This is a genomic window from Brevibacterium sp. UBA7493, from assembly GCF_002479565.1.
Lineage (GTDB): Bacteria > Actinomycetota > Actinomycetes > Actinomycetales > Brevibacteriaceae > Brevibacterium > Brevibacterium luteolum.
In genome coordinates this window covers 243,536-265,972 of sequence record NZ_DLOD01000003.1, presented here as the reverse complement: position 1 = coordinate 265,972, position 22,437 = coordinate 243,536, and the positions used below count along the sequence as shown (strand labels likewise).

Here is a 22,437-nt window from a genome sequence, read left to right as displayed (position 1 = left end):
CGTCTTTGCGTCTCGTTGGGAAAGGACCACATGGACTACGAACTCTTCTCCCCGCAGCACAGCGAACTGCCGCAGGGTCCCTACTTCGGCGACTTCGGCGGCCGGTTCGTGCCCGAGGCGCTCATCGGCGCGCTCGAAGAGATCGGCGAAGCCTTCGCCAAAGCGATCGTCGACCCGGAGTTCGTCGCTGAGCTCCAACGCCTCCACGCCGAATACACCGGCCGGCCGAGCCTGCTGACCGAGGCTCCGCGGTTCTCCGAACACGCCGGCGGGGCGCGCATCTTCCTCAAGCGCGAGGACCTCAACCACACCGGCAGCCACAAGATCAACAACGTCCTCGGACAGGCGCTGCTGACCAAGCGGATGGGTAAAACCCGCGTCATCGCCGAGACCGGTGCCGGCCAGCACGGCGTGGCCTCCGCCACCGCCGCAGCACTGCTTGGGCTCGACTGCACTATCTACATGGGAGCCGAGGACTGCGCCCGCCAGGCACTCAACGTCGCCCGCATGCGCCTGCTCGGCGCCGAGGTGGTTCCCGTCGAAGCCGGGACCCGCACACTCAAGGACGCGATCAACGAGACCTTCCGCGATTGGGTCGCCTCTGTGCAGACCACCCACTACCTCTTCGGCACCGTCGCAGGCCCCCACCCATTCCCATTCCTCGTGCGCGAACTCCAGCGCATCATCGGCGTCGAGGCCCGCGGCCAGATCCAGGAGCAGACCGGCCGGCTGCCCGATGCCATCACCGCATGTGTGGGCGGCGGCTCGAACGCGATCGGCATCTTCCATGCCTTCATCGGCGACGAGGACGTCCGGCTCATCGGCTGCGAGGCAGCCGGGTCCGGCATCGCCTCCGGCCAGCACGCAGCCCCGCTCAACGACGGCCGCGTTGGTGTGCTGCACGGTTCGAAGTCGGTCATCATGCAGGACGAGGACGGCCAGACTCTGCCGTCGCACTCCATCTCAGCAGGACTCGACTACCCCGGTGTCGGCCCCGAGCACGCCTGGCTGCAGTCGACCGGCCGCGGTGAGTACCGCCCGGTCACCGACGACGAGGCGATGGCCGCCTTCCGGCTGCTGTGCCGCACCGAGGGCATCATCCCAGCGATCGAGAGCTCGCATGCCCTGGCCGCTGCACTCCAGGTCGGCGGCGAGCTCGGTGAAGGCGCGATCATCATCGCCAACCTCTCCGGCCGCGGAGACAAGGACGTCGACACAGCAGGGAAGTACTTCGGCTACCTCGACGCCCAAGCCGAAGAAGCTGAGACCGCAGAACCCGTCGGCGCACAGGACCCGGCTGAAGCCGAGGATGCCGCCGACGCAGGACACGCCGAGAGGAGCCGTTCGTGAGCACCGCTGACGTGCTGCGCGACTGCGCAGCAGACAACCGCGCCGCCTTCATCGCCTATCTGCCGGTCGGCTATCCTGACGTACCCGGCTCGCTCGATGCGATGCGCGCCGTCGTCGCCGGCGGCGCTGACATCGTCGAAGTCGGCATCCCGTACTCCGACCCGGGGATGGACGGACCGACCATCCAGGCCGCCTCGGTCCAGGCGCTGCGCGGCGGCGTGCGCACCCGCGACGCCTTCACCGCTGTCGAGGCCGTCGCCGCGGCCGGAGCCACCCCGGTGGTGATGTCGTACTGGAACCTCGTCTACCAGTACGGTGTTGAAGCTTTCGCCCGCGACCTCGCCAACGCCGGGGGAGCAGGCATCATCACCGCAGACCTCACCCCGGATGAGGCCGGCGACTGGATGACGGCAAGCGAAGCGCACGGTCTCGACCGGATCTTCCTCGTCGCCCCGTCGTCCAGCCCCGAACGCCTCGCCTACGTCGCCGCCCATGCCTCCGGTTTCGTCTACGCCGCCTCGACGATGGGCGTCACCGGCACCCGCGCGCAGGTCGGCGCCTCAGCCGAGAAGCTCGTCGCCGACACGCGCGCCGCCGGCGCCGAGCGCGTCTGCGTTGGACTCGGCGTATCCAACCGGCAGCAGGCGGCAGAGGTCGCCGCGTACGCTGACGGCGTGATCGTCGGTTCTGCGCTCGTCACCGCCCTGACCGACGGCGGGCCAGCCGCCGTCGAAGCCCGAGCCACCGAGTTCGCCCAGGGAGTGCGCGACCATGCCTGAACCGGTCACCGGTGCCGCTGCGCTCACCCCGCTGAGCACGGCGATCCCCTCACCGAGCTGGTCCGGATTCGAGGTCGGGCCCTTCACCATCCACGCCTACGCGCTGTGCATCCTGGCCGGCATCGTCGCCGCCCTCATGCTCGCCCAGTACCGCTGGAAGCGCCGCGGCGGCAGCGAAGACGATCTGTGGAACATCGCCGTCTGGGCGATCCCGGCGGGCATCATCGGCGGGCGGCTGTACTACGTGCTCACCGTGCCCGGCCCGTACTTCGGGCCCAACGGCAACCCGCTCGATGCATTCAAGATCTGGCAGGGCGGTCTCGGTATCGGCGGTGCGGTCGCCCTTGGTGCGCTGACCGTGTTCCTCGTGTGCCGTCACTACGGCATCCGCTTCACCTCGTTCATCGATGCTGCGGCCCCTGGGCTCATCCTCGCCCAGGCCTTCGGCCGCTGGGGCAACTGGTTCAACCAGGAGCTCTTCGGACGCCCGACGACCCTGCCCTGGGGCCTGGAGATCGACAAGGTCTTCAACGGCGCACCGAACCCCAACTGGCCTGATGCCGCGCTGCCGGCCGACACCCTGTTCCACCCGACCTTCCTGTACGAGTCGCTGTGGAACTTCGCCGGCTGCCTGCTGCTCATCTGGGCGGCTAAGCGCTTCCGGCTTGGTCACGGCCAGGTCTTCTACGCCTACATCTGCTACTACACGATCGGCCGCCTCTGGATCGAGTCGCTGCGCATCGACCACTCCGAGTACTTCCTCGGCGTGCGCATCAACATGTGGTTCTACATCGTCGTCCTCTTCATCGGCCTGGCCCTGTTCACCTTCTCCCGGATGCGCCACCGCGAACCGGCACCGGAGGTCTACACCGAACGCTGCCTGGCACGGATGGCAGCCGAACGGGCAGACGGAAAGAACTCCAACGATGCCAACGACCGCCGAGGCGGCGGTGACGGCGGCACCGGCGGGCCCACCGCCTCGGGAACGGCAGGCGGCAGCAGTGCCGCCAGCACCGGCCGCTCGGGCACCGGCGACCGACGCGATGACGACGGCGGCAACGCGCTGACCAACCGCAGCTTCGGGTTCTTCGGTGCGGTCACCTCGGCGATCTCGATCGTCCCGCAGGTGCGCCGCAGCCCGCGCGAGGACGGGTCCGCTAGCACCGACTGACCGGCCTTTGTGTCCACCTGCTGGTCAGAGCGCAGAAATTTGGACAGGATTGAAGGCAGGTGCGCAGACCCGACTAGTGTGGTGGACATGAGGCATGCAAAGATCGTCGCCACTCTTGGCCCCGCCCAGCAGAGCTACGAAGACATCCGCTCGCTGATCGAAGAAGGCGTCAACGTCTTCCGATTCAACCTCAGCCACGGCACCCACGACCAGCATGAAGAGAAGTACCGGTGGGTCCGCAAGGCCGGCCGCGACACCGGTGAGCCGGTCAGCGTGCTCATCGACCTGCAGGGCCCGAAGATCAGGGTCGGCACCTTCGTTGACGGACTCAAGCCCGAACTGAGCAAGGGCGACACATTCACCATCACCACCCGTGACATCGAAGGCATCGCGACCGAGGTGGGCACCACCTATGCCGGTCTCGCCCGTGACGTCGAGGTCGGGGATCCGCTGCTCATCGACGACGGCCGGATCCGGCTGCGCGCCACCGATGTCACCGACACCGACGTCACCTGCGAAGTCGAGGTGCCCGGCCGGATCTCCGACCACAAGGGCATCAACCTCCCCGGAGTGCCGGTGTCCGTGCCAGCGATGAGCGACAAGGACGTCGAGGACCTGCGCTGGGGACTGCGCCTGGGCGCGGACTGGGTCGCACTGTCGTTCGTGCGTACACCCGAGGACGCGGAGACGGTGCGCGAGATCATGCGCGAAGAGCGCATCCTCGTCCCGCTCATCGCAAAGCTGGAGAAGCCCCAGGCCGTCGAGGCGCTCGAGAGCATCGTCGATGCCTTCGACGGCATGATGGTCGCCCGCGGCGACCTCGGCGTCGAACTGCCGCTGGAGCAGGTGCCGATCGTGCAGAAACGCACCGTCGAACTGTGCCGCCGCAACGCCAAGCCCGTCATCGTCGCCACCCAGATGCTCGAATCGATGATCGAGGAGCCGCGGCCCACCCGCGCTGAGGCCAGCGACTGCGCCAACGCCGTACTCGACGGTGCTGATGCGCTCATGCTCTCGGGTGAGACCTCGGTCGGTGCGCACTGGCTGGAGGCTGTGCGCACGATGGCCCGGATCATCGAGTCGACCGAAGAGCACGGCCTTGACCGGATCGCCCCGCTCGGGACCGAACCGCACACGCAGGGCGGCGCCGTCACCGCTGCCGCGGTGCGGATCGCCGAACAGCTCAACATCGACACCCTGTGCACCTTCAGCCAGTCAGGCGACTCGGTGCGCCGCATGTCGCGGCTGCGCGTACAGCAGTCGATCCTCGCGTTCACCCCGGACGTGCGCGTGTACCACCAGCTGGCTCTGACATGGGGTGTGCGCGCCTTCCTCGTCAACCAGGTCCGCCACACCGACCAGATGGCCCGCCAGGTCGACCACGTGCTGCGCTCCCGCGGCCTGGCCGAGGACGGCGAGAAGTGCATCATCGTCGCCGGTTCGCCTCCCGGAATCGTCGGATCGACGAACGCGCTGCGCATCCACACCGTCGGCAACGCGATCACCGGCAAGGCCGCCGCCTACCGCGACGACTCCGACACCGGCCCGGTCAACGAGGTCTACGGCGAGATCGCCGAACCGAAGGAATACGAGCAGAACACCGACTGATCCCTTCTGCTCACCTGGATGACAACACTTACTGCCGCTCCGTTTTCGGAGCGGCAGTCAGTGCTTTGAGGGGTCCGTCAGCGTTCGGTCTCGCGTTCGCGCGGGCGGACGAAGAAATTCAGCACGAGCGACACGATCGCGATGATGATCGAGGCGAGCACCGCCGTCCAGAGGAAGCTGTCGATCTCCAGGCGGATCGGCGTGAACTGCGAGACCCAGGACGTCAGCGACACCATGGCGGCATTGATGACGATGGTGAACAGACCCAGGGTCAGGCAGGTGATCGGCAAGGCGATGAGCTCGATGAGGGGCCGGATGATCGCGTTGACGAGCCCGAAGATCAGGCCGATGACGAGGTAGGAGACGACCCCCGAGGCGGTGGGGCCCAAGCCGGTGAGGACGGTGTCGGCGCTGGTGATGGCCATGCCGGGCAGAAGTGCGGCCGCCGCCCAGATGGCGACGGCGTTGACGATGACGCGGAGCAGGAAAGTCATGTCTGCAGTCTTCCAGCACGTGCTGGGAAACCCGTGAATTCCACAAGAGTGCCGGATGTGGGACTCGAACCCACACACCTCTCGATACCGCATTTTGAGTGCGGCGCGTCTACCAATTCCGCCAATCCGGCAACGAAGAACATCCTAGACCAGCTGGGCGCCCACCCGCACCTCCAGATGAACACCGGCCCGCGCTGTCAAAACGCGCAGCGGCGTGACTAAGATGAAACCGTGGCTACTAATGAAGAAGCACCCAAGACAGAGAACGGCGTCGTTCGGCGTGTCGTCGTCGCCGAAGACGAGGCCGTCATCCGGCTCGACATCGTCGAGATGCTGCGCGAGGTCGGATACGACGTCGTCGGCGAGGCAGCCGACGGCGAGTCGGCGATCCGGCTGGCTGAGGAGCTGCGCCCGGATCTGGTCGTCATGGACATCAAGATGCCCGTCCTCGACGGGATCTCCGCGGCTGAGCGGATCGCCAAGGCCCGCATCGCCCCCGTCGTGCTGCTGACGGCGTTCAGCCAGAAGGAGCTCGTCGAACGGGCCCGCGACGCCGGAGCGATGGCCTACGTCGTCAAGCCGTTCACCTCCAATGACCTCGTCCCGGCCCTGGAGATCGCGCTGTCCCGCCACGCCGAGATCGCCGCACTCGAATCCGAGATCGCCGATATGACCGACCGGTTCGAGACCCGCAAGCTCGTCGAACGCGCCAAGAGTCTGCTCATCTCGAACATGGGCCTAAGCGAACCCGAGGCGTTCCGGTGGATCCAGAAGACCTCGATGGACCGCCGCCTGACGATGCGCGAGGTCGCCGAGACCATCCTTGAGCAGATCGGCAGCAAGAAGTAACCCACACACTCTCATCGGTCCCTGTCGCACAGCTGCGGCAGGGGCCGACGCGTATCCGGTCTCAGCTGCGGCCGGAGAGCACCATGTTCGTGATCCGCACGATCGAGAGCAGCCGGCCCTCATCATCGGTCATGCGCACCTCATGGTTGATCATCGTGCGACCGTGATGATTCAAAGTTGCCGTGGCATGCACATGCCCGTCCTTGGCCGCCCGCACATGCGTGGCATTGAGGTCCACGCCGACGACCGGACGCCCGGAGATGAAGTACGAGTGCAGCGAGGCCAGCGACTCGGCGATGACGACATGCGCCCCGCCGTGGAAGAGCCCGAACGGCTGCGTGTTGCCGGCCACCGGGATCGAGGCGGTCGCACGGTCGTAGGCGACGTCCTCGACTTCGATGCCGACGCGTTCGAGAAGCGTACCGGCACTGCGCTGCCGGTTTCCGGCCACCAGCTGGGCCCGCACCTCGGGCGGGGTGTCCTTCGTCAGGGGGAGAAGTTCGTCTTCGGTCATGGCACGACTCTACGGGATGCCTCTTGTCTGCTTCGCGCGCTAGGCTTGCAGGGTGAGCGAACAGAGCCAGAAACTCCTTCTCATCGACGGACACTCCCTTGCCTACCGCGCGTTCTACGCGCTGCCGGTGGAGAACTTCTCGACGACCACCGGGCAGTCGACGAACGCCGTGTTCGGCTTCGTGTCCATGCTGCTCAACGTCTGCCGCGACGAGGCGCCGAGTCACATCGCGGTGGCCTTCGACCTCGGCCGCGAGACCTTCCGGCTCGCCGAGTACAGCGAGTACAAGGCCGGCCGTGCGAAGACCCCGGACGAGTTCCACGGCCAGGTCGAGATCATCAAGGACGTGCTGGCGGCGATGAACATCGCGGTCGTGACGAAGGAGAACTACGAAGCCGACGACGTGCTCGCCACGCTCGCCCAGCAGGGCGAGCATGCCGGCATCGACACGTACGTCATCACCGGTGACAAGGACTCCTTCCAGCTCGCCCGCGACGGCGTCACGATCCTCTACCCCAAGCGCGGGGTCTCCGACCTCAGCCGCATGACTCCTGCCGCGATCGAGGAGAAGTACGGCGTCACACCCGCCAACTACCGCGGGCTGGCCGCTCTCGTCGGAGAGAAGGCTGACAACCTGCCGGGCGTGCTCGGGGTGGGGGAGAAGACCGCAGCGAAATGGCTGGTCAAGTACGGCGACCTGCCTGCCGTCATCGACAACGCCGAGGACATCGGCGGCAAGGTCGGCGGCAACCTGCGCGAGCACCTCGACGACGTCGAACGCAACTACCGGCTGAATAAGCTCATCGACGACCTCGAGCTGCCCGTCGCCATCGACGACGTCACCTGGACCGGCGTCGACCGTCCGGCTGTGAGCGAACTGTTCGACCAGCTGGAGTTCCGGCAGCTCGGCGCCCGCCTCGACGCCCTCGTCGGCCAGGATGAGACCCCCGCCGAGGCGCCGGCGAGCTCCCTGCCCGAGGCAGCGGTCGCCGACAGTGACGCTCTCGTGGAATGGCTGCAGGGCACCGACGCCGAGGCGCTCGTCGCCGTAGCGACGAACGGCACCTATGAGCTCGGCTCCGGCAGCGTCGACGTCATCGGCTTGGCCACCGAGGACAGTGCCGTCGCGTTCGACCTCACGACCCTCGACCCGGTTGCCGTCGAAGCGCTCTCAGAGTTTCTGACCTCGCACCTGAGCCTGGCCTTCCACGGCGCGAAGACCCAGCTCAAAGCACTGGCCGATGCCGGCTACCACGATGTGCGCCTGGCCATCGACACCGAGATCGCCGGCTACCTCCTCGAACCCGGTGCCCGCTCCTACGACCTCGCCGACCTTGCCGGCACGCACTGCGGGATCTCCCTGGCCGAACCCTCCGATGAGGGGCAGCTCGCCCTCGACCTCGACGACGGCAATGAACGGCTCACCGCCTTCGGACAGGCCGCTGCCGCGATCGCCCGGCTCGCACCGGTGCTCACCGCAGAGATTGACTCTGCCGGCATGGCAGGGGTGCTGCGTGAGATCGAGGTGCCGCTCGTGCAGGTGCTTGCCGATATGGAGCACACCGGCATCGCCATCGACCGCAGCGAGCTCTCCGCCCTCATCGACGAATTCACCCGGCAGGCCGAGACCTGCGCGCAGCAGGCGTACGAGGCGATCGGCCACGAGGTCAACCTCAACTCGCCCAAGCAGCTGCAGGTGGTGCTGTTCGAAGAGCTCGACCTGCCCAAGACCCGCAAGACCCGCACCGGCTACACAACGAACGCCGAGGCACTGGCCGACCTCTACATCAAGAGCGAGCACCCGTTCCTCGAACACCTGCTCGCCCACCGCGACGTCATCAAGCTCAAGCAGACCGTCGCCGGGCTCGAGCGGATGGTCGCCGACGACGGCCGGATCCACACCGTCTACCAGCAGACGATCGCCGCCACCGGCCGGCTGTCCTCGACGGATCCGAACCTGCAGAACATCCCGGTGCGCACCGAGGCCGGCCGGCGGATCCGGCATGTCTTCGTCTCCGAAGCCGATGCCGGCTACACAGACCTCATCTCCGCGGACTACTCGCAGATTGAGATGCGGATCATGGCCCACCTGTCCGGTGATGAGAGCCTCATCGCTGCGTTCAACGCCGGTGAGGACCTGCACTCCTACGTCGGTTCGAAGGTCTTCAACGTCGGCGTCGACGAGGTCAACGCGGAGATGCGCGCGAAGGTCAAGGCGATGTCCTACGGACTCGTCTACGGACTGTCGGCCTTCGGGCTCTCACGCCAGCTGCGGATCTCCGTCGAAGAGGCCCGCGGGCTCATGGAGGGCTACTTCGAGCGCTTCGGCGCGGTCAAGGACTACCTCGATGAGATCGTCGCCGAGGCCCGCGGCCGCGGCTACACCGAGACGATGTACGGCCGGCGCCGCTACCTGCCAGAACTCGGCAGCTCGAACCGGCAGATTCGCGAGATGGCCGAGCGCGCCGCCCTCAACGCCCCGATCCAGGGCTCGGCTGCCGACATCATGAAGATCGCAATGCTCAACCTGCGCGATGCCTTCGCCGCCTCCGACCTCAAGAGCCGGATGCTGCTGCAGGTCCACGATGAGATCATCGTCGAACTTGCCGACGGAGAGCGCGAGGCCGTCAGCGAGGTGCTGCGCACGACGATGGGACAGGCCGCTGAGCTCTCAGTCCCACTCGACGTCAACATCGGCGTCGGCCGGTCCTGGCAGGACGCCGCCCACTGAGCCACCGCCTCGGCGACGGGACAGCAGCAGGGAAGAGTCAGCCGTCCAGGCGGGTCGAGAAGATCGCAGTGCCGGGCATGAGCGCCCCGCGCAGCGGCGACCAGCCGCCCCAGGCGGTCTCATTGCGCTCCGGCCACTCGGGTTCGGTCACGCCGGTGAGCTGGAAGCCGGCGTCGACGAGCAGAGAGATCCAGTCGCCGAAGGTGCGGTGGTGCTCGGCGTAGACCGGCTCGCCGGTCGCATCGACCTCGACATAGGGGGTGCGGTCGAAGTACGAGTACTCGACCGTCAGCCCGGCCTCACCGGGCACATCCGGGAACATCCAGCGCACCGGATGGGTGACGGAGAAGACCCAGCGGCCGCCGGGACGCAGCACGCGGGCGACCTCGGCGAGGACCACCTCGGCGTCCTTGACGAAGGGGAGTGCGCCATAGGAGGAGAAGGCGATGTCGAAGCTGCTGGAGGCGAACGGCAGTTGCCGGGCATCAGCCTGCAGGAACGTCGGCGGCACGGCGGTCTCTGAGAGCGGATGCTCCTTCTGCAGCCGGGAGGCCTGCTCGAGCATGCCCGAGGACAGATCGACGCCGGTCGTGATGGCGCCCTGCTCGGCCAGCCAGCGGGAGCACTGCCCAGCACCGCAGCCGACCTCGAGCACCTGCTGACGGTCGACATCGCCGAGCAGCTGGATGTCGGATTCGTGAATTCCCTCCGGACACCAGACGAACTCAGCAGCGCCGAGGAAGCTGCCGTGCTCGGCGAGGTACTCCTCAGCCGAATGGTCCCAATAGCTGCGATTGGCTCGCACTGACGCCTCTTCGTCGATGGCGAGATAGCCGCCGCTGATGATCTCCGGAGAGTACTCGCTGTCCGTCATGGGAAGGCTCCAGTGCTGTGGGAGGTAAAATCTGCTCGCGCGTGTGCGTCATCCGCATTGATGATGCTAACATTGGCTATCGTATGCGCTGCGCGCGTGTGGGCGCGGTTCTCGTGGCGAGAACAGCCGCTGTCGGAAATCTTCCGTATTCCCGATCTCACTCATCGTGACACATTCACCGCAGCCGTGCATTCCACAAAGTCCATCAGTCCATCTAGACACTGGCGTCCGCGCCGGTGAAAAGTCCATTACGGAGTCTCAACCTTTATGACCACCACCACGCCGGGAACGGCGACCAACGAGCAGATCGCCGTCAACGACATCGGATCTGCAGACGATTTCCTCGCGGCAGTCGACGAGACCATCAAGTACTTCAACGACGGAGACATCGTTGAAGGCACCGTCGTCAAGGTCGACCGCGACGAAGTTCTGGTCGACATCGGATACAAGACGGAAGGTGTCATCCTTTCGCGCGAACTGTCGATCAAGCACGATGTCGACCCTGCTGAGGTCGTCGAGGTCGGAGACGAGATCGAAGCCCTGGTCCTCACCAAGGAGGACAAGGACGGACGCCTGATGCTGTCGAAGAAGCGTGCGCAGTACGAGCGCGCGTGGGGCGACATCGAGAAGATCAAGGAAGACGAAGGCGTCGTCACCGGCACCGTCATCGAGGTTGTCAAGGGCGGCCTCATCGTCGACATCGGACTGCGCGGCTTCCTGCCGGCTTCGCTTGTCGAGATGCGTCGCGTCCGCGACCTGTCGCCGTACATCGGCCAGCAGGTCGAGGCCAAGATCATCGAACTGGACAAGAACCGCAACAACGTCGTGCTCTCGCGCCGCGCCTGGCTCGAAGAGACCCAGTCGGCTGTCCGCCACGACTTCCTGCAGACCCTGCAGAAGGGTCAGGTCCGTCCGGGCGTCGTGTCCTCGATCGTCAACTTCGGTGCCTTCGTCGATCTCGGCGGTGTCGACGGACTCGTCCACGTCTCCGAACTGTCCTGGAAGCACATCGACCACCCGAGCGAGGTCGTCGCTGTCGGTGACGAGGTCACCGTCGAGGTGCTCGACGTCGACATGGACCGCGAGCGCGTGTCCCTGTCGCTCAAGGCCACCCAGGAAGATCCGTGGCAGCACTTCGCCCGCACCCACGTCATCGGACAGATCGTGCCGGGCAAGGTCACCAAGCTCGTTCCGTTCGGTGCATTCGTGCGCGTCGAAGACGGCATCGAGGGACTCGTCCACATCTCCGAGCTCGCCGTGCGCCACATCGACCTGCCCGAGCAGGTCGTCTCGGTCGACGAGACCATCTACGTCAAGGTCATCGACATCGACCTGGAGCGCCGCCGCATCTCGCTGTCGCTCAAGCAGGCCAACGAGGGCGTCGACCCGGATGCCACCGAGTTCCACGACCCGGCTCTGTACGGCATGCTCCAGGAGTACGACGAGGACGGCAACTACAAGTACCCCGAGGGCTTCGATCCCGAGACCCAAGAATGGCTCGAGGGCTACGAGGCTCAGCGCGAAGAGTGGGAGCAGCAGTACGCCGCTGCCCAGGCTCGCTGGGAAGAGCACAAGAAGCAGGTCGCCAAGGCGATCGCTGCCGACGCCGAGGCCGGTGGCTCCGAAGCCGCCGACGTCCCGTCGCAGGCTTCCTACAGCTCCGACGAGCCGGCCGACGCCGGTACGCTGGCCAGCGATGAGGCTCTCGCCGCACTGCGCGAGAAGCTTGCAGGCAACTGACCGGCACACAGCCTGACACGAGGGCGTCCGAACCACGGTTCGGACGCCCTCGTTGGCGTTGGCAGCGCATCATGAGATCCCCGCAGCGCACACGGTTCACGCGCCCGGTCAGGGACTGGGGGCTCTACGCACTGTTCCTGCTCGCCTGGTCCTGCGTCATCTACTGGCAGCTGCTCACCGACCTCAGCGGGTCAGTCTTCGCGCACAACGACGACCCCTCGCTGTTCGTCTGGTGGTTCGCCCATGCCGCCGATGTCGTCGCGAGCTGGTTCGGGCAGGGGTCAGGGGAGACGAACCTGCTGTTCACGCAGCTGATGAACTACCCCACTGGCGTCAACGGCGCGTGGAACACCTCAGTCATCGGCATCGCCGTGCCGATGGTGCCGATCACGTGGCTGTTCGGCCCGATCGTTGCCTACAACATCGCCATCATGCTCGCCGCACCTGCCTCGGCGCTGGCGGCTGCTCTGCTCATCCGCCAGTTCACCACCCGCGGTCCTGCGTTCCTCGGCGGTTTCTCCTACGGCTTCTCCACCTACGTCGTGGCCCAATCCGCCGGCCACCTCAACCTCGCCGTCGCGCTCACCCCACCGCTGGTGGCCTACGGCCTCATCCGGCTGGCCCGCTGCCACAGCCTGCGCCGGGCCTTTGTCATCGGCCTTTGCCTCGGGGTTCTGCTCGGCTGGCAGCTCTACGTCAGCTCCGAACTGGCCGCCGGCCTCTCGATCGCCGGCATCGTCTTCTGCCTCATCGCCGCCATCGTGCTCGCCCGGCGCTATGATGCCGCGCAGCGGCGGGCAGGTCTCACAGGCATTCTCACCGGGGGAGCGGCCGCTGCAGTGACAGCGCTGCTCATCGGGCTGCCGCTCATCCTCACGATGCTCACCTCTCCTGGTGCCCCGCAGCAGACGATCCGCCCGCAAGGCGTGTGGAACAACGACCTGCTCGAAGTCGTCTTCCCCAGCCAGTTCACGCTGCTCGGCGGTCCTGATGCCGACCCGCTGCCGCGCGTCCAGGCGATCGACCCAGCAGAGATCGGGGCCTACCTCGGCTTCTTCTGGCTGGCTTTCGCCATCCTGACGACTGTGCTCCTCTGGAACCACCGACGCCTCGGCTCGCTCGTGCGAATCACCGCGCTCACCGCGCTTGTCATGTGGATGCTCTCCCTCGGCTCACCGTGGTTCTTCGCCGGCCGTGAGGTTCTGGCCGTCGGTCCCTACCACCTCATCGAAGCGCTGCCGGTGCTCGGCAATGTGCTGCCGATGCGCCTGGCGATCTATCCAACCCTGGCGGCCGCGGTGCTGCTGGCCGTCGGAATGCACCAGGTGCTGCGCACGCGGGAGAAGCAGAGCCGTCTGCTCGCCCTCACCCAGGTGACAGCAGCGGTCATCGTCATCGCCGTCAGCACCGGCCCGGTGTCGGCGCGCCAAGTGCCGATTCCAGAGTTCTACGCCTCCGCATATGCCGAGCACCTGCCGGCGGGCAGCGTCGTCAAGACGATGCCTCGCCCCATCGCCCTGGCCGCGCCCGACGCCGACGTCGCGCTTGTCTGGCAGGCCCTGACCGGAATGCATTACCGGGAGACCGGCGGCTACTTCATCGGCTCGACCGACACCAGCCCGATCGTCTTCGGCGCCCAGCGCGACGCGCTCGACGAGCGGCTGCACCAGCCGATCCCAGGCGACCCCGAGGTGCGGGCACGGGCTGCCTCGGACACCGTGACCGCGCTGCGTGAGGAGGGCATCGACTTCATCGTCATCGGACAGGACGTTGCCTACCTGCCGGCTGCTGCTGACCAGATCGCGGCATTCGTCGCCGAAGGGGCCGGCAGCCCAGTGCAGAACATCGACGGCGTGTTCCTCATCGACGTGCGCAGCCGTTGACCCCTGCCAGCACTGCTACCGGACGATCCTGCCGTGGACGAGCGCGCAGAGTAGAGTGGAGAGCATGCTGAGAATCGGACTCACAGGCGGCATCGGCGCCGGCAAGTCGACCATCGCCGAGCAGTTCCGCAAGCGGGGAATCCCGGTCATCGACGCTGATGAGATCGCCCGCGAGATCGTCGAGCCCGGTGAACCGGCCCTGGAGTCACTCGTGTCGGAGTTCGGCGAGCAGGTCCTCCATCCCGACGGCACTCTCAATCGCGGTGGGCTGGCCGTCGTCGCCTTCTCCGATCCGCAGTCGACAGCCAAGCTCAACTCGATCATGCACCCGGCGATCGCCGAACGCACCCGGGAACACTACGAGCGCCACGCTGACGCCCCCATCATCGTCCACGACGTGCCGCTGCTCGTCGAGAACAGCATGACCCGGCTCTATCATCTCGCGGTCCTCGTCGAAACGCCCGCCGATATCCGGCTCAAACGGCTGGTCGACTCCCGCGGAATGGATCCAGTCGATGCGCAGAAGCGCATCAGCGCCCAGGCCAGCGATGCCGAGCGACTGGCCGCCTGCGATGTCGTCATCGACAACTCAGGCACACCGGAATCGGCCCAGGCGGCATTCGCCAAGGTGTTCGTGAAGCGAATCCAGCCCTTTGCCGACAACCTCGCCGCCGGCCGGACAGCCGAGCGCTCCGGCGTTCAGCTCGTCCCAGCAGGGGAGCAGCACGTACAGACGGCGCAGCGGCTGAGCAGCCGCATCTCCTACGCACTGACAGAAGCGGGCCTGTCTGATGCTGAGGTCGAGCACATCGGCTCGACGAGCGTGCCGGGTCTGCTGGCCAAGGACATCATCGACCTGCAGGTTCTCACGACCACCGAGGCAGAGTGGGATGCTGCAGCTGAGGCATTGACGGCAGCCGGGTACCCGCAGCACCACGTCGACGCTTTCGATGACTGGGACGACGCCGGCCACGTCGCGAAGCGCTTCCATCGCAACGCCGATCCCGGCCAGCCGGTCAACGTGCACGTGCGCACCCGCGGCAGCCTGTCAGCACGGTTCGCTGCGCACTTCGCCGAACGGCTGCGCACCGATGCCGCCCTGCGCGCTGACTATGAGGGCACGAAGAAGCGGCTGGCCGAACAGCACATCGATGACCGTTCGACCAGCCGCTATACCGAGGCGAAGGAACCGTTCTTCACGCCGCTGCGTGATGAGTTCCGCCGCTCAGAATCGAGCTGAACGGGCTCAGCCGAGTGAGGCGTTGAGGTGGATGTCGACGCCCTTGAGCGCCTTCGACACCGGGCAGTCCTTCTTCGCCTTCTGTGCGATGCGCTCGAAATCCGAGTGCGACAGGCCGGGGATCCGGCCGACGACCACGAGGTGGATGTCGGTGATGCCCTTCTCAGGGGAGAAGGTGACATCGGCGCCGGTGTTGAGCTCCTCGGGCGGCGTGCCGTTGTCCGTCAGCGCATTGGCCAGTGCCATGGAGAAGCAGGCCGAGTGGGCGGCGCCGATGAGCTCTTCAGGATTGGTCACGCCGTTGGTGTGCTGTTCTGCGCGGGATGCCCAGCGCATGTCCAGAGTGGCAGCCTGGGAGGAGTCGAGGCTGACGGTGCCGGTGCCGCCGGCGAGGTCTCCGCGCCAGGTGGTGTGTGCTTTCGAAACGATCTCGGCCATGGAAAGGTCCTTTCAGTTCGCGCTGATCCGTCGCAACTGCCAGCGGTGCTGATCCACCGGTGCCGGGGCTCATCTGCGCTGACGTGTTCCAGCCTACAGTCTGTTGGCCGCGTCAGTGCCCCGGCGTACAGTGGTTGCATGGCATCGAGTGAGGTCCTCAACCCGGCAGACACCACACCCCAGGAGGCTCCGCAGCGGCCCGTGCCCAAGATCGGACACCGGCCCGAGGTGGTCCGTTCCGTGGCACCGTTCGAGGTCGTGAGCGAATACTCGCCCTCGGGTGACCAGCCGACGGCGATCCGGGAGATCTCCGAGCGCCTCGCTGACGGCGAACGCGATGTCGTCCTGCTCGGCGCCACCGGCACCGGCAAGTCGGCGACGACCGCCTGGCTCATCGAGAAGGTGCAGCGGCCCACCCTCGTGATGGCGCCGAACAAGACGCTGGCCGCTCAGCTGGCCAACGAGTTCCGCCAGCTGCTGCCGCACAACGCAGTCGAGTACTTCGTCTCCTACTACGACTACTACCAGCCCGAAGCCTACGTCCCGCAGACGGACACCTTCATCGAGAAGGACTCCTCGATCAACGATGAGGTCGAGCGGCTGCGGCACTCGGCGACGAGCGCGCTGCTGACCCGCCGCGACGTCGTCGTGGTCTCCACGGTGTCCTGCATTTACGGCCTCGGCACGCCCGAGGAGTACGTCGAGGGCATGGTGTCGGTCGCCGTCGGCGAGGAATACGACCGCGATGCGCTGCTCAAGCGGTTCGTCGAGATGCAGTACACCCGCAACGACCTCGCCTTCACCCGCGGCACCTTCCGGGTGCGCGGCGACACCGTGGAGATCATCCCGCAGTACGAAGAGCTCGCGCTGCGCATCGAATTCTTCGGCGACGAGATCGAGTCGCTCTACACCCTCCACCCGCTCACCGGTGAGATCGTGCGCGAAGAGGAAGTCCTCCACATCTTCCCCGCCAGCCATTACGTCGCCGGTGAGGACCGGATGGGCCGCGCGATCGCCGACATCGAAGAGGAGCTGGCGAACCGCCTGCAGGAGCTGGAGAGCCAGAACAAGCTGCTCGAAGCCCAGCGGCTGAAGATGCGCACCACCTACGACCTCGAGATGATGCAGTCGATGGGCTTCACCTCCGGCATCGAGAACTACTCCCGGCATATCGATGGGCGCGCCCCCGGTTCGGCACCGAACTGCCTGCTTGACTACTTCCCCGAGGACTACCTCCTCGTCATCGACGAAAGCCACGTCACCGTCCCGCAGATCGGCGGCATGTACGAAGGCGATATGTCGCGCAAGCGCACTCTCGTCGAGCACGGATTCCGGCTGCCGAGCGCCCTGGACAACCGGCCGCTGAAGTTCGATGAGTTCCTTGACCGGATCGGCCAGACCGTCTACCTTTCCGCAACCCCCGGACCCTTCGAGCTGGAGCGCGCCAACGGGGTCGTCGAGCAGATCATCCGCCCGACCGGACTCGTCGATCCGAAGGTCGAGGTCAAGCCGACGAAGGGCCAGATCGACGACCTCCTCGGTGAGATCCGCGACCGCGTCGACCGCAACGAGCGCACTCTCGTGACTACGCTGACGAAGAAGATGGCCGAGGACCTCACTGATTACCTCCTCGAGCACGAGGTGCGCGTGCAGTACCTGCACTCCGACGTCGACACCCTGCGCCGCGTCGAGCTGCTGAGCGAGCTGCGCAGCGGTGAGTTCGATGTGCTCGTCGGCATCAACCTGCTGCGCGAGGGACTCGACCTCCCTGAGGTGTCGCTGGTGGCGATCCTCGATGCCGACAAGGAGGGCTTCCTGCGCTCGGGCACCTCCCTCATCCAGACGATCGGCCGTGCCGCCCGCAACGTCAACGGCGAGGTGCACATGTACGCCGACACGATCACTCCGTCGATGCGGTACGCGATCGACGAGACGAACCGCCGCCGCGACATCCAGATCGCCTACAACGAGGAGCACGGCATCGACCCGACTCCGCTGGTCAAGAAGATCGCCGACATCACCGAGCGGCTGCAGCGCGAGGACGAGGACACCCGTGAGCTGCTCACCCAGTTCGACTACGGCAAGGGCCGGCGCGGTTACAACGCCACTCTGACCGACGATCAGCGCGCGGGCGCCGTCAGCAGCGGTGACGCAGCTTCCGGCGGAGGCAGCCTGCGCCCGCCGGCAGCCGATCTCACTGAGCTCATCGCCACCATGACCGAGCAGATGCACACCGCAGCAGCCGAGCTGCAGTTCGAGCTCGCCGCCCGTCTGCGTGACGAACTCGGCGACCTTAAACAGGAGCTGCGCACGATGCAGAAGGAAGGTCACGCGTAAAGGGATGTACACTTGAGTGCTTGGAAGGGGAGTATCCCAGTCATCTCGTGTTCGTCATCACGTTCGCCCATGCGATCCGGGCACGAGAGCAGGTACACGCACGCAGCCTGCGGGAGAGACTTTCGACACTCTGAAGAAAGGCTGCTATGAACTCTGCGTTGCCCTTGTGGTTTGAGATCACATCTCTGTCAGTGCTCTGCCTCATCCTGCTGGTGGATCTCCTCCTCGTCGTCAAACGCCCCCACGTGCCCTCCATGAAGGAGGCCAGCCTGTGGGTCGGCTTCTACGTCACCTTGGCTCTCATCTTCGCCGGCCTCATGTTCCTCATGGGCGACTCAGAACACGGCGCCCAGTTCCTCGCTGGCTGGCTGACCGAGTACAGCCTCAGCATCGACAATCTGTTCGTCTTCGTCATCATCATGACCCGGTTCAAGGTGCCGGCGAAGTACCAGCAGGAAGTCCTGATGGTCGGCATCATCCTCGCGCTGATCTTCCGCGGCGCCTTCATCCTCGCCGGCGCGATCATCATCGAGATGTTCATCGGCGTGTTCTTCATCTTCGGCGCCTTCCTTCTGTGGACCGCATGGAACCAGGCCTTCGGCGGCGACGACGAGGACAACGAGGACAACAAGTTCATCAAGATGCTGCGCAAGCGCATCAACATCACCGACGATTACAACGGCAACAAGCTGACGACCCGCATCGATGGGAAGAAGTTCTACACCCCGATGCTGCTCGTGTTCCTCGCCATCGGCACCACTGACGTGATGTTCGCCCTCGACTCGATTCCGGCGATCTTCGGCATCACCCGCAGCCCCTTTATCGTCTTCACCGCGAACCTCTTCGCGCTCATGGGTCTGCGCCAGCTGTACTTCCTGCTCGGTGGTCTCATGGACCGGCTCATCTACCTCAAGTACGGCATCGCCGCGATCCTCGCGTTCATCGGCGTCAAGCTCATCATGCACGCCGCACACGAGACGTTCCTGCCGATGGTCCCGGACGTCAACACCTGGGTGTCGCTCGGCGTCATCTGTGCCGCGATGCTGACGGCGACCATCGCCTCGCTCATCCACATGCGCCGCTACCCGTCGCGCATCCCGCTCGGCCCGGTCGAGCACACCGTGCGCCACAAGGACGGCACCATCGAGCACGTCGATGCCGCCCGCGTCTACGAGGAGGTCCGTTCGGCCCGCGAGGACAACGGCACCTCCGGCGAGTCCGTGCTGCCCGAAGCAGTCTCCGCCGACCCGACGATGCCGCACACCCCGGCCACGACCGAGGCGGGCATCGGCGAGAGCCTCACCGGCAACGGCGAACCGATCTCGCTCTCACCGGCCTCCGACGGTGAGCAGACCACCGCCTCGGGCGGATCGCACGCCGCAGGCACCGAGGCGACAGGCGAGGACACCGGAACACAAAGGTGACACCGTTCTGACCGCAGACGAAAAGCCGCAGGGCCAGCCGGATCAACCGGCTGGCCCTGCGGCATTCAGGTGTCGGGACGGATCAGTCCTGCACCCACGGTCCGAAGACCGGTGTCCACTGGCGGATCTCCACACCCTCGATGACGCCCGCCTCGGCGTAGGGATCCTGGGTGAGGACGTCCTCGACGGCCGCCTGCGACTCGGCATGCACGAGAAGCAGGGCACCGGGACGCTCCTCGTCGAATGGGCCGGCAGCCAGGATCACCTTCTCGTCGAACAGGCGGGAGAGCCACGTCCGGTGCTGCGGGCGGGTCTGCATCCGGGTTTCGGTATCAGAGCTGTAGGTGTACTGGACTGCGAAGACGGCCATCAGGTCTCCTTGCTCGACGGGCCCGCTGTGCGGGAATAAGGCGGCGGTGATCTCTGGTTAGAGTGTACGGTAGACCGTTCCCCACACTCCCAGAGGAGACATGCGTGCCGACGCTGCCTGAGATACCGAGTGACCACGCCGACCCGGACACTCTGTTCTCAGCCTTCTCCGATTACGCCGCTGAGCAGGGAATCGAACTTTACGAGGTACAGGAAGAGGCCATCCTCTCCGTCCTCACCGGCGACCACACGATCGTCGCGACACCGACCGGCTCCGGCAAGTCGATGGTCGCCCTCGCTTCGCTCTTCGCCGCCCTCAACACCGGCCGCTGCGCCTACTACACCGCCCCGATCAAGGCACTGGTGAGTGAGAAGTTCTTCGACCTCACCGCCGCACTGGGAGCCGAGAACGTCGGCATGATCACCGGTGACTCCTCGGTCAACTCCGATGCCCCGATTATCTGCGCGACCGCTGAGATCCTGGCCAACCAGGCGCTGCGCGAAGGCGCCGAACTCGACGTCGAACTCGTCGTCATGGACGAGTTCCATTACTTCGGCGACCCGCAGCGCGGCTGGGCCTGGCAGGTGCCGCTGCTGGAGATGCCGCAGACCCAGTTCGTGTTCATGTCCGCCACGCTCGGCGACATGTCCCACATCAGCGCAGACCTCAGCGAACTCACCGGCCGCGACGTCACCCTCGTGACATCGGCGACCCGTCCGGTGCCGCTGGAGTACAGGTACTCGGAGGAGCCGCTGCATGAAACGCTGCGCCAGCTCATCTCCAAGGACCGTGCACCGGTCTACATCGTCTCCTTCGCCCAGGCCCAGGCCGTGACCCTGGCCGGCAACATCGTCAGCGCCAACCTGTGCTCACGTGAGGAGCGGGAGGCGATCGCCGCAGAGATCAAAGGCTTCCGCTTCTCCAAAGGGTTCGGGCAGATCCTCAAGCGCCTGCTCAGCCACGGCATCGGCGTTCACCACGCCGGCATGCTGCCCCGCTACCGCCGGCTCGTCGAACAGCTCGCCGGCGCCGGGCTGCTGCGCATCATCTCCGGCACCGACACCCTCGGCGTCGGCATCAACGTGCCCATCCGCACTGTGCTGCTGACCGGGCTGGCGAAATTCGACGGCCGGCGCATGCGCCGGCTGACGGTGCGCGAGTTCCAGCAGATCGCCGGGCGTGCCGGGCGGGCCGGCTACGACTCCGTCGGCTACGTCGTCGCGCAGGCCCCCGAACACGTCATCGAGAACCAGAAGGCCCTCGCCAAAGCCGGCGACGATTCGAAGAAGCGGCGCAAGGTCCGCAAGCAGCAGCCGCCGACCGGATTCGTCGGCTGGTCCAAAGAGACCTTCGACCAGCTCACGACCGGCCAGCCCGAAGAGCTGCGCTCCCACATGCAGCTCAACCATGCCACGATCCTCAACCTGCTCTCCAGGCCCGGCAGCGGCGTGCACACGATCCGCCGGTTCATCGACGCCACCCACGAGACAGCCGCGGCGAAGATCGACCTGTACCTCAAAGCGCTCAAGATCGGGCGCGCGCTGCTGCGCTCGGACGTCATCCGCCGGGAGGTCACCGACGCCTCGGGACCGGACGGCGAACCGGAGGTGCGCTACGTCCTGCAGCGCGACCTCGGCCCCCACTTCGCACTCAACCAGCCGCTCTCGCCGTTCGCGCTGGCCGCCCTCGACCTGTTCGACCGCGACGGCGACGGCTGGGCGCTCAACGTGCTCTCGATCATCGAGGCGACCACCCCGGTGCACTTCACGATCCTCAAGGGCCAGCTCGACCGGATCAAACAGGAGGAGCTCGCTGCGCTCAAGGCCGACGGCGTCGACTACACCGAGCGGATGGCGATCCTCGACGAGCTGACCTACCCGCAGCCCAACGCCGAGATCCTCGAAACCGCCTTCGACGCCTATGCCGAGACCTCGCCCTGGGTGCGCGAGGTCGGGCTCGAACCCAAGGCGGTCGTCGCCGACATGATCGAGCAGTCGATGAACTTCTCGCAGTTCGTCGCCTACTACCGGCTCGCCCGGGTCGAAGGCGGACTGCTGCGCTACCTCATGGACGTCTACCGGGCACTCGTGCAGAACGTGCCCGCCGACGCCGTCGACGAGCGCCTGCAGGAGATCATCGACTGGCTCGGCGAGCTCATCGCCCGCGTCGACTCCAGCCTCGTCGAGGAATGGGAAGCCCTGCGCACCGCGGGCGGGGGAGACGAGGACGAACCGGCGCTGCTGCCGGCCGCCGCACAGACGCTCAGCTCCGACCGCAGACGGTTCACCTCGCTGATCCGCAATACGATGTTCCACCGGGTGCTGCTGGCCGAACGCGCCGCCTACGACCACCTCGGCGAACTCGACGCTGACTCCGGCTGGGATGCCAAGGCGTGGGAGAACGCGATCGAGGACTTCTACGAGGAGTACGGCGATCTGCGCATCGATGGCGACGCCCGGAGTTCTGCCTATGTGCAGATCACCGAAGGCGAGGAGGAGTGGAGAGTCCGGCAGATCCTCGCCGACCCCGACGGCGACCGCGACTGGGCGATCACCGCCCGCGTCGACGTGGCCGCCAGCGACAGCGCCGGCGAAGTCGTCGTCGAGATCCTCGACGTCGGCCCGATGCGCTGAAA

General features: G+C 66.2%; 16 protein-coding genes, 1 tRNA gene and 1 pseudogene. 12 read left to right on the top strand and 6 right to left on the bottom strand.

Translation table 11 applies throughout. The features are described 5' to 3' along the window. The first annotated feature begins 30 nt into the window (after positions 1–30). The 4 genes from trpB to pyk all read left to right on the top strand — a co-directional run bounded on the left by trpB (position 31) and on the right by pyk (position 4,908). Positions 31–1,350 (top strand): tryptophan synthase subunit beta, encoded by a 1,320-nt coding sequence (gene trpB / locus B4E96_RS02545; RefSeq protein WP_286956287.1) that lies wholly within the window; start codon positions 31–33, stop codon positions 1,348–1,350. Beyond that, positions 1,347–2,129 carry a tryptophan synthase subunit alpha gene (gene trpA / locus B4E96_RS02540; RefSeq protein ID WP_286956286.1) on the top strand — a complete coding sequence of 261 codons (783 nt, stop codon included), beginning with the start codon at positions 1,347–1,349 and terminating at the stop codon, positions 2,127–2,129. The genes trpB and trpA overlap by 4 nt, the downstream gene beginning before the upstream one ends. Further along, positions 2,122–3,300 (top strand): prolipoprotein diacylglyceryl transferase, encoded by a 1,179-nt coding sequence (gene lgt, locus B4E96_RS02535; RefSeq protein WP_286956285.1) that lies wholly within the window; start codon positions 2,122–2,124, stop codon positions 3,298–3,300. The genes trpA and lgt overlap by 8 nt, the downstream gene beginning before the upstream one ends. 87 nt (positions 3,301–3,387) lie before the next feature. Beyond that, a complete protein-coding gene (gene pyk / locus B4E96_RS02530) occupies positions 3,388–4,908 on the top strand; it encodes a pyruvate kinase (protein ID WP_102160256.1) in 1,521 nt (506 codons plus the stop codon). A 77-nt stretch (positions 4,909–4,985) separates the two neighbouring features. Here the strand turns inward: pyk and B4E96_RS02525 are convergent, their stop codons facing one another. After that, positions 4,986–5,402 (bottom strand): phage holin family protein, encoded by a 417-nt coding sequence (locus tag B4E96_RS02525; RefSeq protein ID WP_102160254.1) that lies wholly within the window; start codon positions 5,400–5,402, stop codon positions 4,986–4,988. Between the two features lie 49 nt (positions 5,403–5,451). Beyond that, positions 5,452–5,533 (bottom strand) — tRNA-Leu (locus B4E96_RS02520). Between the two features lie 100 nt (positions 5,534–5,633). Here B4E96_RS02520 and B4E96_RS02515 point away from each other — a divergent pair. Beyond that, positions 5,634–6,251: an ANTAR domain-containing response regulator gene (locus B4E96_RS02515; protein ID WP_286956283.1), complete on the top strand. Its 618-nt coding sequence runs from the start codon at positions 5,634–5,636 to the stop codon at positions 6,249–6,251. Between the two features lie 61 nt (positions 6,252–6,312). Here the strand turns inward: B4E96_RS02515 and B4E96_RS02510 are convergent, their stop codons facing one another. Continuing rightward, positions 6,313–6,765, bottom strand: a complete 453-nt coding sequence (locus tag B4E96_RS02510; RefSeq protein ID WP_102160251.1) for a PaaI family thioesterase — start codon at positions 6,763–6,765, stop codon at positions 6,313–6,315. A 52-nt stretch (positions 6,766–6,817) separates the two neighbouring features. Between B4E96_RS02510 and polA the strand changes: the two genes are divergently transcribed. Continuing rightward, positions 6,818–9,496, top strand: coding sequence for a DNA polymerase I (polA, locus tag B4E96_RS02505; RefSeq protein WP_286956281.1), 2,679 nt, complete (start codon positions 6,818–6,820; stop codon positions 9,494–9,496). A 37-nt stretch (positions 9,497–9,533) separates the two neighbouring features. On the opposite strand, the gene B4E96_RS02500 is transcribed toward polA, so the two are convergent. Next, positions 9,534–10,370 (bottom strand): class I SAM-dependent methyltransferase, encoded by an 837-nt coding sequence (locus B4E96_RS02500; RefSeq protein WP_286956280.1) that lies wholly within the window; start codon positions 10,368–10,370, stop codon positions 9,534–9,536. Positions 10,371–10,637: 267 nt separating this feature from the next. On the opposite strand from B4E96_RS02500, the gene rpsA reads away from it, so the two are divergent. The 3 genes from rpsA (at position 10,638) to coaE (ending at position 15,233) form a co-directional block, all read left to right on the top strand. Continuing rightward, positions 10,638–12,110 carry a 30S ribosomal protein S1 gene (gene rpsA, locus B4E96_RS02495; protein ID WP_165882883.1) on the top strand — a complete coding sequence of 491 codons (1,473 nt, stop codon included), beginning with the start codon at positions 10,638–10,640 and terminating at the stop codon, positions 12,108–12,110. Positions 12,111–12,181: 71 nt separating this feature from the next. Continuing rightward, positions 12,182–13,993 (top strand): hypothetical protein, encoded by a 1,812-nt coding sequence (locus tag B4E96_RS02490; protein ID WP_286956279.1) that lies wholly within the window; start codon positions 12,182–12,184, stop codon positions 13,991–13,993. A 64-nt stretch (positions 13,994–14,057) separates the two neighbouring features. Further along, entirely contained in the window at positions 14,058–15,233 is a 1,176-nt protein-coding gene (gene coaE / locus B4E96_RS02485) for a dephospho-CoA kinase (protein WP_286956278.1), read from the top strand. A 6-nt stretch (positions 15,234–15,239) separates the two neighbouring features. On the opposite strand, the gene B4E96_RS02480 is transcribed toward coaE, so the two are convergent. Then, a complete protein-coding gene (locus B4E96_RS02480) occupies positions 15,240–15,671 on the bottom strand; it encodes an OsmC family peroxiredoxin (RefSeq protein WP_165882886.1) in 432 nt (143 codons plus the stop codon). A gap of 138 nt (positions 15,672–15,809) precedes the next feature. On the opposite strand from B4E96_RS02480, the gene uvrB reads away from it, so the two are divergent. Together uvrB and B4E96_RS02470 are read left to right on the top strand one after the other, a co-directional pair. Next, on the top strand, positions 15,810–18,008 hold the full coding sequence (uvrB, locus tag B4E96_RS02475) for an excinuclease ABC subunit UvrB (protein ID WP_286956277.1): 2,199 nt from the start codon (positions 15,810–15,812) through the stop codon (positions 18,006–18,008). Positions 18,009–18,154: 146 nt separating this feature from the next. Then, positions 18,155–19,090: pseudogene (locus B4E96_RS02470) on the top strand (TerC family protein); the annotation flags it as partial. Positions 19,091–19,514: 424 nt separating this feature from the next. Here the strand turns inward: B4E96_RS02470 and B4E96_RS02465 are convergent. Continuing rightward, positions 19,515–19,802 (bottom strand): YciI family protein, encoded by a 288-nt coding sequence (locus tag B4E96_RS02465; RefSeq protein WP_102160237.1) that lies wholly within the window; start codon positions 19,800–19,802, stop codon positions 19,515–19,517. 104 nt (positions 19,803–19,906) lie between these two features. On the opposite strand from B4E96_RS02465, the gene B4E96_RS02460 reads away from it, so the two are divergent. Continuing rightward, positions 19,907–22,435, top strand: coding sequence for a DEAD/DEAH box helicase (locus tag B4E96_RS02460; RefSeq protein ID WP_286956276.1), 2,529 nt, complete (start codon positions 19,907–19,909; stop codon positions 22,433–22,435). Positions 22,436–22,437 lie beyond the last annotated feature (2 nt).